The organism is Sphingomonas sp. Leaf231 (assembly GCF_001421995.1).
Lineage (GTDB): Bacteria > Pseudomonadota > Alphaproteobacteria > Sphingomonadales > Sphingomonadaceae > Sphingomonas.
In genome coordinates, this window is the sequence record NZ_LMLS01000006.1 from 157197 (window position 1) to 166752 (window position 9556).

The 9556-nt window shown below is 63.7% G+C and carries 10 protein-coding genes; 2 read left to right on the plus strand and 8 right to left on the minus strand.

Annotated features, from left to right (window positions below; translation table 11 throughout):
* The first annotated feature begins 2 nt into the window (after nt 1-2).
* Entirely contained in the window at nt 3-1124 is a 1122-nt protein-coding gene (locus ASE95_RS16970) for a glycosyltransferase family 4 protein (RefSeq protein WP_056639093.1), read from the plus strand.
* A gap of 62 nt (nt 1125-1186) precedes the next feature.
* Here ASE95_RS16970 and ASE95_RS16975 read toward each other — a convergent pair whose 3' ends face one another.
* From ASE95_RS16975 to ASE95_RS17010, 8 genes are read right to left on the minus strand one after another with little or no spacing between them, the layout of a single operon-like run.
* Nucleotides 1187-2215 (minus strand): glycosyltransferase family 2 protein, encoded by a 1029-nt coding sequence (locus tag ASE95_RS16975; protein ID WP_056639095.1) that lies wholly within the window; start codon nt 2213-2215, stop codon nt 1187-1189.
* Nucleotides 2212-3549 (minus strand): O-unit flippase-like protein, encoded by a 1338-nt coding sequence (gene wzx / locus ASE95_RS16980; RefSeq protein ID WP_056639097.1) that lies wholly within the window; start codon nt 3547-3549, stop codon nt 2212-2214. The genes ASE95_RS16975 and wzx overlap by 4 nt, the downstream gene beginning before the upstream one ends.
* 9 nt (nt 3550-3558) lie before the next feature.
* Nucleotides 3559-4428 (minus strand): NAD-dependent epimerase/dehydratase family protein, encoded by an 870-nt coding sequence (locus ASE95_RS16985; protein ID WP_056639100.1) that lies wholly within the window; start codon nt 4426-4428, stop codon nt 3559-3561.
* A 3-nt stretch (nt 4429-4431) separates the two neighbouring features.
* Nucleotides 4432-4983 carry a dTDP-4-dehydrorhamnose 3,5-epimerase gene (gene rfbC / locus ASE95_RS16990; protein ID WP_056639103.1) on the minus strand — a complete coding sequence of 184 codons (552 nt, stop codon included), beginning with the start codon at nt 4981-4983 and terminating at the stop codon, nt 4432-4434.
* Nucleotides 4984-4997: 14 nt separating this feature from the next.
* On the minus strand, nt 4998-6341 hold the full coding sequence (gene rfbH, locus ASE95_RS16995; RefSeq protein ID WP_235528391.1) for a lipopolysaccharide biosynthesis protein RfbH: 1344 nt from the start codon (nt 6339-6341) through the stop codon (nt 4998-5000).
* A 15-nt stretch (nt 6342-6356) separates the two neighbouring features.
* The gene (gene rfbG, locus ASE95_RS17000) at nt 6357-7448 is read right to left on the minus strand and encodes a CDP-glucose 4,6-dehydratase (protein WP_235528392.1); all 1092 of its coding nucleotides are present in this window, start codon (nt 7446-7448) and stop codon (nt 6357-6359) included.
* The gene (gene rfbF / locus ASE95_RS17005) at nt 7445-8215 is read right to left on the minus strand and encodes a glucose-1-phosphate cytidylyltransferase (protein WP_056639109.1); all 771 of its coding nucleotides are present in this window, start codon (nt 8213-8215) and stop codon (nt 7445-7447) included. The genes rfbG and rfbF overlap by 4 nt, the downstream gene beginning before the upstream one ends.
* An 11-nt stretch (nt 8216-8226) precedes the next feature.
* On the minus strand, nt 8227-9216 hold the full coding sequence (locus ASE95_RS17010; RefSeq protein WP_056639112.1) for an FAD-binding oxidoreductase: 990 nt from the start codon (nt 9214-9216) through the stop codon (nt 8227-8229).
* A gap of 228 nt (nt 9217-9444) precedes the next feature.
* On the opposite strand from ASE95_RS17010, the gene ASE95_RS17900 reads away from it, so the two are divergent.
* Nucleotides 9445-9556, plus strand: a 112-nt coding sequence (locus ASE95_RS17900; RefSeq protein WP_156347896.1) for a transposase, incomplete at its 3' end; no start/stop codon positions are given.

Below are 9556 nucleotides of genomic sequence, written 5' to 3' on the forward strand. Positions count from 1 at the left end.
CGATGTTGATCGCGATTATCGGAAACAGTGCGCAATCGCTCCTGTCGTTCAGGAGTTCGTTGATCAGGAAATTGGTTGGCCGGGGGCATCGCATCGACGCCTATGCGCCCGATTACGCGCCGGACACTGCCGCAGCGGTAGAGGCTCTGGGCGCGCGTGCGGTGCGTTTCCATATGCAGCGTAGCGGCACCAATCCCTGGCAGGATGCGCGCACGACGTTGGAGATCGCCGGACTGCTGCGGCGCAGTCGACCGCAGGCTGTGCTCTGCTACTTCATGAAGCCGGCGATCTATGGATCCATCGCGGCGGGCATTGCCGGCGTGCGGCGCCGTATCGTGCTGCTCGAAGGGCTCGGTTATGGTTTTGCACCTGGCGCGAACGAACGGCTGCGGCATCGCACGATCGCGGCGGTGATGAAGGCATTGCTGCGATCGTCGCTCACGCTGGTGAACCGCGTCCTTGTGCTCAACGGGGAGGATCGCGATATTCTGGTCGAACGGCTTCATGTGCCGGCAACGCGGGTGGAGAATATCGGCGGGATCGGTGTCGAGCTGGACTGCTATGAACCAGCCCCGGTCAATGCGACCGCCCGGGTCTTTGCCCTTGCCGCCCGCATGATCGTCGAGAAAGGCGTCCGCGACTATGTCGAGGCCGCGCGACGGATAAAGACCCGGTACCCCGACACCTCGTTCCTCCTGCTGGGCGAGGTGGACGACAATCCCGGCTCGCTGCAGAGATCCGAACTGTCGGAGTGGACGGAGAAGGGATTGGTCATCTGGCCGGGTCGCGTCGACGATATCCAGGGATGGCTAAAAAAATGCGACGTCTTCGTCTTGCCGTCCTTCTACCGGGAGGGGGTGCCACGGAGCATTCAGGAGGCGATGGCACTCGGCCGCGCGATCATCACGACCGATCATGTCGGATGCAGGGACACCGTGGTCGTGGGCGAAAACGGCTATCTGGTGGATATCAGGAACGTCGACCAACTGGAGGCCGCGATGGAGCGGCTGATCACCCAGCCCGGTCTTGCCCGCCGCATGGGTCAGGCCAGTCGCCGCCTGGCGGAGGAGCGGTTCGATGCCCGGCGGGTCGACGGCATCATCACGGCGCATCTCGAAGAATAGGGGCGATGGTCCGGATACGTCGCGAAGATGGAAGGGCCTGATGCGGGATCGTCCGGCGTGCCCTACACGGCACCATGCCATAGCCGCCGGAGCAGGATGACGATGTCCCGGGCGTTGCCGGAACGCTCCGCGACGCCGGTAGCGGCCTGGACGTCCGATCGCGACAGCGGCACGCCCCACATCCGCGCGAACGCGCGTCGCTCACGGGATATGAGGGCCGGGAGATATCGCGCCCACGATGCAGGCACCATTCCGGCCTGGATGAGCGCCGATCGCAGCCGCAGATTGTTGACGAGAAATCCCAGGAGCGTTGCCGGCTTTTGTGATTCGTTGACCTGGACGCGCATCACTCCCAGCCGTTCCGGCACCCGGTAAAGTCGTCCGGCGGATGCCAGGCGCACGTGGAAGAAATAATCGGCGGTCGGATGGTCTTCCGGATAGAAACCGCCAAGCTTCTCGATCATGGCCTTCGGGAAGATCATGCCCAGTCCGGTTCCGGAAACATGGGCCCAGAACAGCTTCTGCGGCGTGATAGGGACGAGCGAGCGTCCACCCGACCGGATCAGTCCCTTCGTCGCTGACAGGGCAGGGGCGATGCGCCGTCGACGGGGGCGCGCTTCGCGCTGATCGAGGATCGAGACGTCACAGGTGTAGGCGGTGTCGCCGCGAGCCAAGTCGATATGGGCCAGCATCCGGTCGAGGAACGCCGGCACCAGCAGGTCGTCGTCATTCAATATCGTGATCCATCGCCCGCGCGCCTCCTTGACGCAGCGGTTCCAGTTCGGAAACATCCCGATATTCGTGTCGTTGACCAAGTACCGTAGCGGCGGATCGTCCATCCGCGACAACGCTTTCGTCAGCGACCGGACGTTGTCCGGGTCGGAGGCGTTGTCGACGATCAATATCTCGATCGGAACGGCGTGGGTCTGGGCCAGTACGCTTGCGATCGCCTCTGTCGCCAGAGTCGGCCGGTTGAAGGTGGGAATGGCGAACGTGATGACAGGCGCAGGATGCAGCCGCCCCTCGAAACGGACGTTCGATCGAACGTGATCGTGATCGTCGAGCGCGTGACGCAGGGGCAGTGCGCTCATGCCCTGCACTCCCGATACACCATCAGCGGCCACTTCCAGTTGTTATACGCCAATTGAACGAGCCCTTGGCAGATCACGACGCCCGCAACGCCATATCCCAGCTTCACCGCCGCGGTCGTCGAGACGGCGACGGCGACGCCCGAGAGAAGCGCGGGAAGCACGAACGGGACAGCGTTGCGTGTCGTGATGACGAAGGCGGCCATCGAATGGAACCCTTCCAGGGCGATGACCATCGCGAACACCGCCAGCGTGGCGCGCGGCAACAGCTCCACACGGCTACCGATCAGGGCAAGAAGCATGTCGCCGCCCAGGATGACGATCCCCGCTCCCAGGATATAGATCGCGCCGTAGAATGCCGCAGATCCGGCGATCAACCGGCGGAAACGCGCCATGCCGCCCGTGACCCGGGCACTGACGACTTTCGCCAGACTGGCCTGGATCGGAAGCTGCCCCACGGACGATATGCCGCTGAGAAGCTGGAAGCATATTCCGTAGCTGGCGGACGCCTTCAGCCCGAGGGTGCTGGAAAGAAGGAAGATGTTGTAGCGCGTGATGAAGAATGCCCCGATCGCCACCAGTCCCAGCCGGCTGGCATTGGGCCAGACCGCCGCCAGGACGATGCGGGCTTCTTCGCGGGTGCCGGGCTGCGTGCCGGTGGCCGACGTCCCCCGCAACATTGCCACGGCGATCAGGCGCGCCACCAATTGGCTGGCCAGGAAGCCTGCCGCCAGGGCCAGCAATCCGCCCCCCGCCAGAAGGACGACGATTCCGAACAGCGCAAATCCGCCGCGCGAGAAGATCAGGTAGAAATAGTTCGACGCGACCTTGCTGCTGCCCAGCAGAAACGCCGGTATCCACATGAAATATAGGCTGACGGCGACTGCGGATGCGAACAGCAGCCATGACGCGCGGATATAGCCGACGTCGATTTCGCCGACCTTGGCCAGGTTCGAAACGTAAGGTGTTCCGAAGACGCATAGTAACGCAAGGGTCGCCAGCGCCAGTATCAGATACAGTCGCCTGGCCACGCTCAATAGCGACCGCGTCAATGCGACGTTGGGCGTTCCGTCACCGGCGACGGTGACGCCTTCGCGGGCTAGCGCGGGCACACCGGAATGCGCGAGCGAGAAGAAGCGCGCGAAGGTCGGCTGGAACCCGAAGTCCGCAACGGTCGCCAAGCTTTGCACCGTGAGGAATACATACCATATCCCCACCTCCGCGACCGAAAGCCGGCTGACCACGAACGGCATCAGGATAAGACCGGCACCATATTGCAGGGCCTGCGCGAAGAAACCGGCCAGCAATCCGGGATTGTCCTTGAGACGGCGCAGCATGATCGAGGATCAGGCGGACATCATCGCCGGCAGCGCTTCCGCCAACGATCGCCGTCGCTGCCAGTCGGGCAGGATCCTGCCGCTCGGATCGACCGGAACCATCACTTCCCGGTCACGATACGGCCTTCCACCGAAGTTTACGCCCAGCGCACGATCGATGGCATCCTCCACCTTGGCGACCAGATCGCGGAGCGACTGCCGCTCGCCGCTGACGAACCAATCCTCGGCCAGCGGGGCGCGGGCGGCGATCAGGCGCTGCCCGGCGGTGACGAACGCCGCCGTCACGTCGTCGACATGCGTCAGGTCGACGATCTGTTCGCCAGGGGACATATCCAGCACCTCGCCCGTCCGGGCGGCATCCAGCAGGATGCGGATCAGCTTGCGGCGCGGATCGCCCTGGCCATAGGTGTCGAACAGGCGCAGCGACACGACCGACAGGGCCTCGACATCCTGATAATAGGGGAGGATGGCATCGAAAGCCTGTTTCGTCGCGGCATAGAGATTGACCGGCCGCTGCATCCCCGCCGCATCGAACTGCCATGCCGTGCCGGTATTGACCAGGCGGCGACATCCCGTCCGCACCATCGCCTCGACCAATTGCATGGGGAAGCTGATGTTTGCGGCCGCCAGCTCCGTCACCTGCGCAGGGGTATGGCTGGCGAGGAACAGTGATGCGAGATGGAATGTCACGTCGGGCTGGACGTCGGCGAGGATCGAGAGCAGCCGCTCGTGCGAACCGTCTAGCCAATGCGCCTGCGCGTCCCCAGGGGGGGGTGTCGTCCGTGCGAGGGCGTGAACCTCCCATCCCGCGTGCGCCAGGGCAGCGACGAGATGACCGCCGATGAAACCGGTCGCGCCGGTGACGAGCGCACGCGGCATCGATCAATCCTTTGCGAAGATGAACGGAGTATCGAAATCTGTCAGCGCCGGATGCGACCGATCGCGCGGCGACAGCAGCGGATCGGCGATCGGCCAGTCGAAGTCGATGCTGTCCCACGCGATGCCCGCGTCATGTTCCGGTGAATATACGCTCGTGACCTTGTAGTACATCCCGCTCGTCCCGCTCAACGACAGGAAGCCATGGGCGCAGCCAGCCGGCAGGTAAAGTCCGCGCCCGTTGTCAGCGGTCAGCTCGAAACCCAATGCCCGGCCGAAGGCAGGTGATCCCTTGCGAAGGTCAACGACGACATCCAGCACCTTGCCGACAAGACAGAAAACCATCTTCGCATGATCGGCGGGTGGACGCTGGAAGTGCATTCCACGCACCACACCCTGCGCCGAGAGCGTGAAATACTCTTCCACCCAGTCGGTGCGCAGCGTCGCATCCTCGAACATGGGAGCGTGAAACGTCTTGGTAAACGTACCACGCTCGTCGTGGAGCACCCTCGTCTGAAGAACGTGACATCCCGGGATTTCGGTATCTTCCACCAGCATCGTCGCGGGCGTCCTCAGAAGTTCAGCCCGAAAAACTCTTCGAGCTTCTCGCCGACATAGTCGAAATGCTCCTGGCCCAGCGCCGGGAAAAGCCCCAGCCAGAAGGTGTTGTTCATCACCCGGTCGGTCTGCGTCAGGTCGCCGACCACGCGGTAGTCGACATGCTGGAAATACGGCTGGCGCGTCAGGTTGCCTGCGAACAGCAACCGCGTGCCGATCTTGTTCTGGTCTAGGAAGCGCGTGACGTCGACGCGCTTGGCGTCCACGCCGTCGCGCAGCATCAGCGGATAGCCGAACCACGACGGGTTCGAATCCGGCGTCGCCTCGGGCAGGATGAAGATCTCCTCCATCCCCTTCAGCCGCTGGGTCAGCAGGTCGAAGTTGCGGCGACGTGTTGCGACGAAGCCCTCGGCGCGGTCCAGCTGCGCCAGCCCGCACGCCGCCTGCATGTCGGTGATCTTCAGATTGTAGCCGAGATGGCTGTAGACGTATTTATGGTCGTAGCCGAATGGCAGCGTGCCGTGCTGCTGCCCGAAACGCGACCCGCAGGTGTTGTCGCAACCCGGCGCGCAATAGCAGTCGCGACCCCAGTCGCGGATGCTCTCGATGATCGGGCGCAGTTCCAGCGACTGCGTGAACACCGCGCCGCCCTCACCCATCGTGATATGATGCGCGGGATAGAAGCTGACCGTGGCGACATCGCCCCACAACCCGACGTTCTTGTGCGCGCCGGTCCTGGCATCCAGGAACGTGGCGCCCAGCGCGTCGCAGCAATCCTCGACCAGCCACAGGTCATGTTCGTCGCAGATGCGGCGCACCTCGGCCAGGTCGAACGGATTGCCCAGCGTGTGCGCGATCATGATCGCGCCGGTCTTCTCGGTGATCGCCGCCTCGATCAGCGACGCGTCGATGTTGTAGGTCGGCACGTCGACGTCGACGAACACCGGGATCAACCCGTGTTGGATCGACGGGTTAACCGTGGTCGGGAAGCCCGCCGCGACGGTGATGACCTCGTCCCCCGGCTTCAGGCGGCGATCGCCCAGCTTGTGGCTGGTCAGGCACGACAGCGCCAGGAGGTTGGCCGACGACCCCGACGTGGTGGTCAGCACGTACGGCGCGCCCAGCAGCTTGGCGAGCCCGGCCTCGAACTCGGTGTTGAAACGGCCGGTGGTCAGCCACCCGTCGAGCGACGCCTCGACCATCAACTCGATCTCGGGCGCGCCGATCACCTTGCCGGCGGGCGGGATCACCGTCTCGCCCCGGACGAACGGCCTGGGCGCGAACTGGGCTTCGGCATATTGGCCGACAAGCTGGCGGATCTGCTTGCGGAGGTCGTCGGCGGTCATTGGGGCGGTCATGGGCGGTCCTAAATCCTATGCGGCGTGAACGAAGCGGGCGCCGGCGAAGCGCTCCAGCTCGGAATGGCAGTAATCATGCATGTCGTCGCCCGCACGCCAGGCGCGATGCCACACGACGATGCTCTCCAGCGCCGTTCCCAACGACCAGCGCGGGCGCCAGTGCAGCCCGGCACGGGCCTTGGAGATGTCGAGCTTCAGATAATGCGCCTCGTGCGGCTGGACGCTTTCGTCGCGGGTCCACCCCGCGCTGTCGCCCCAAGCCTCGCACATCCGCTCGACGATCCACTGCACCGGCTGCGCATCCTCATCGCGCGGGCCGAAGTTCCACGCGTCCGCCGCAACCGCCGGATCGTGCCACAGCGCCTGGCACAGCGTCAGATACCCCGACAACGGCTCCAGCACATGCTGCCACGGGCGGATCGCCAGCGGGTTGCGGATCAGGACCGGCTCGCCCTTCTCGACCGCGCGCAGGATGTCGGGGATCAGGCGGTCGGCGGCCCAGTCCCCGCCGCCGATGACGTTGCCCGCACGCGCCGAGGCGATCGCGGCCTTGCTCGCGCCGCCAAAGAACGAGCGGCGATAGGCGGAGGTGACGAGCTCGGCGCAGCCCTTGGAATTGCTGTAGGGGTCGTAACCGCCCATCGCCTCATCCTCGCGATAGCCCCAGGCCCATTCGCGGTTCTCGTAGCATTTGTCGGTGGTGACGACGCACGCCGCGCGGACGCCGCACGCCTTGCGGACCGCCTCAAGCAGATGCACCGTGCCCATGACGTTGGTGGCATAGGTGCCGACCGGATCGTCGTAGGAGGCGCGCACCAGCGGCTGCGCGGCCATGTGGATCACGATTTCCGGATCGGCCGCGAGCAACGCCCGTTCCAAGACCTCACGATCGCGAATGTCGCCGATGATCGACGTCATGCCGCCTACGACGCGCGCTTCCTCGAACAGCGACGGCGTGGTTGGCGGCGTGAGCGCGAAGCCGGTGACGTGCGCGCCCATCTTCTGCAGCCACAGCGACAGCCAGCTGCCCTTGAAGCCGGTGTGCCCGGTCAGGAACACACGCTTTCCCGCCCAGAAGGCGGGATCGACGTCGCCGGAAATGCTCACCAGATCCGCCATGGGGCACGGCCGCTGTCCCACAGGCCCTCGAGATGCTGCTTGTCGCGCAACGTGTCCATCGGCTGCCAGAAACCGTGATGCTCGAACGCCATCAACTGACCATCCGCGGCAAGACGGCGCAGCGGCTCTTGTTCCCAGATCGTCGCATCGTTCTCGATATAGTCGATCACCTTCGGATCGAGTACGAAGAACCCGCCATTGATCATGCCGCCATCCCCTTGCGGCTTCTCAAGAAAATGCGTGACCTGTGCCTGGTCCATCTGCAGCGCGCCAAAGCGCCCGGGCGGATAGGTTGCCGTCAACGTCGCGATCTTTCCATGCGCGCGGTGAAAGGCGATCGACTGCGTGATGTCGATGTCGCCGACCCCGTCGCCATAGGTGAAGAAGAAGAATTCCTCGTCCTTCACATGTTCGCGCACGCGCTTCAGGCGCCCGCCGGTCATGCTGTCGTCGCCGGTGTCGACCAGCGTCACCTTCCACGGCTCGGCACGCTTTTCGTGGACGATCATCTCATTGGCGCGCATGTCGAAGGTGACGTCGGACATGTGCAGGAAATAATTGGCGAAATATTCCTTGATTACATAGCCCTTGTAGCCGCAGCAGATCACGAAATCCGTGACGCCGTGCGCGGCGTAGATCTTCATGATGTGCCACAGGATCGGTCGCCCCCCGACCTCGATCATCGGCTTGGGCCGCAGACTGGTTTCCTCGGCGAAACGCGTACCGAGGCCACCCGCGAGGATAACTGCCTTCATTCTTTCTTACCTCAGTTCGAGCTGACGAACGCGTCGGAGAGGAAGCGGCGCGGAGGCAATCCGCGTGCGATCAGAGCGTCACGCGCCGATGCGATCATTGCGCTGGAGCCGCAAGCATAAACTATCGTGTCGGCAGGATCGATGCCGTCGGCGATAGCCGTATCGTGCACGTACCCCCGTCTGCCGGACCAGTCGGGATCGGCGCTGGAGAGCAGGTGATGAAAGCCAATATCCAGTCCCAGAGCAACCGGATCCCAGCAGAAATTTTCCGCGTCGCGATTGCCCCAGAACACCCGGATACGTCGAGGCCGGCCCGTTTCCCGATCCGCCGCGATCTCCTCCAGCAATGCCTTGATCGGCGCGATCCCGGTCCCCGTCGCAAGAAAGACGATGTTCGTCGGCTCCGGGGCACGTCGGAAGAAGGTGCCGAACGGTCCTTCGAGGCGGATCAGGTCATTCGGCTTTGCCCGCTCGAACCAGAACGCGCTGAGATGTCCGCCGGGATATCGTTTCACGATGAGTTCCAACAGGCCATCGGCCCGCGGGGCGTTGGCAAGACTGTAGCTTCGACGGGCACCATCGGCGATCACATCGATGTATTGCCCGGGAACAAAGCGCAGCGGTGTGGCTGGCGGCGTCTTCAGGACGACCCGGACAATCTCCTGCGCAAGTCGCTCGATCGAAACGATCCGTGCGGGCATGGTGCGTATCTCGATCCCGGCCAGGCGATCGAGCGATTCAATATCGAGGGAAACATCGCTGTCGACGGACCGGCAACAGGTCAGGATCAGGCCGTCGAGTGCCTCCTGGTCGGTCAGGCTTTCCTCTTCGGAGCGCAGGATGGTGGTCTTTCCTGCCAGAAGCGGTGCCTTGCAAACACCGCACCGACCCGTACGGCAACTGTATTCGAGCGTTATTCCCGCGGCATTGGCCGCCTCAAGAATCGAGACTCCGGGATCGACGCGGAAGGATCGACCGTTGCTGAGACTGACCGTGCGCATGGCCGGGTTCCCGATAGCGATTTTTGATATTCAGTCCAGTATCGTTCCGGGCGGCATGCTTCCATGCGCCTTCCGCGGTTGCCGGTGACGTCTTCCCTGCTTGGTGACGTGCTCCCCTGAAACTCTGCCAGTTTGAGCTAGAGTCCGCCTTCGTGAGGAGACGGAAGTTGATCTTCCCTCGGTTTGACGGACACCGATGATAGGTTCTGCGGAGCCAGGAGGTGTATAATGGCGATTACGACGAAGCGTCGGTTCACGGACGAGTTCAAGCGTGAAGCGGTGGCGCTGTGGGAGACGAGCGGTCGGATGCAGACCGAGGTGGCCGCCGAGTTGGGGATCA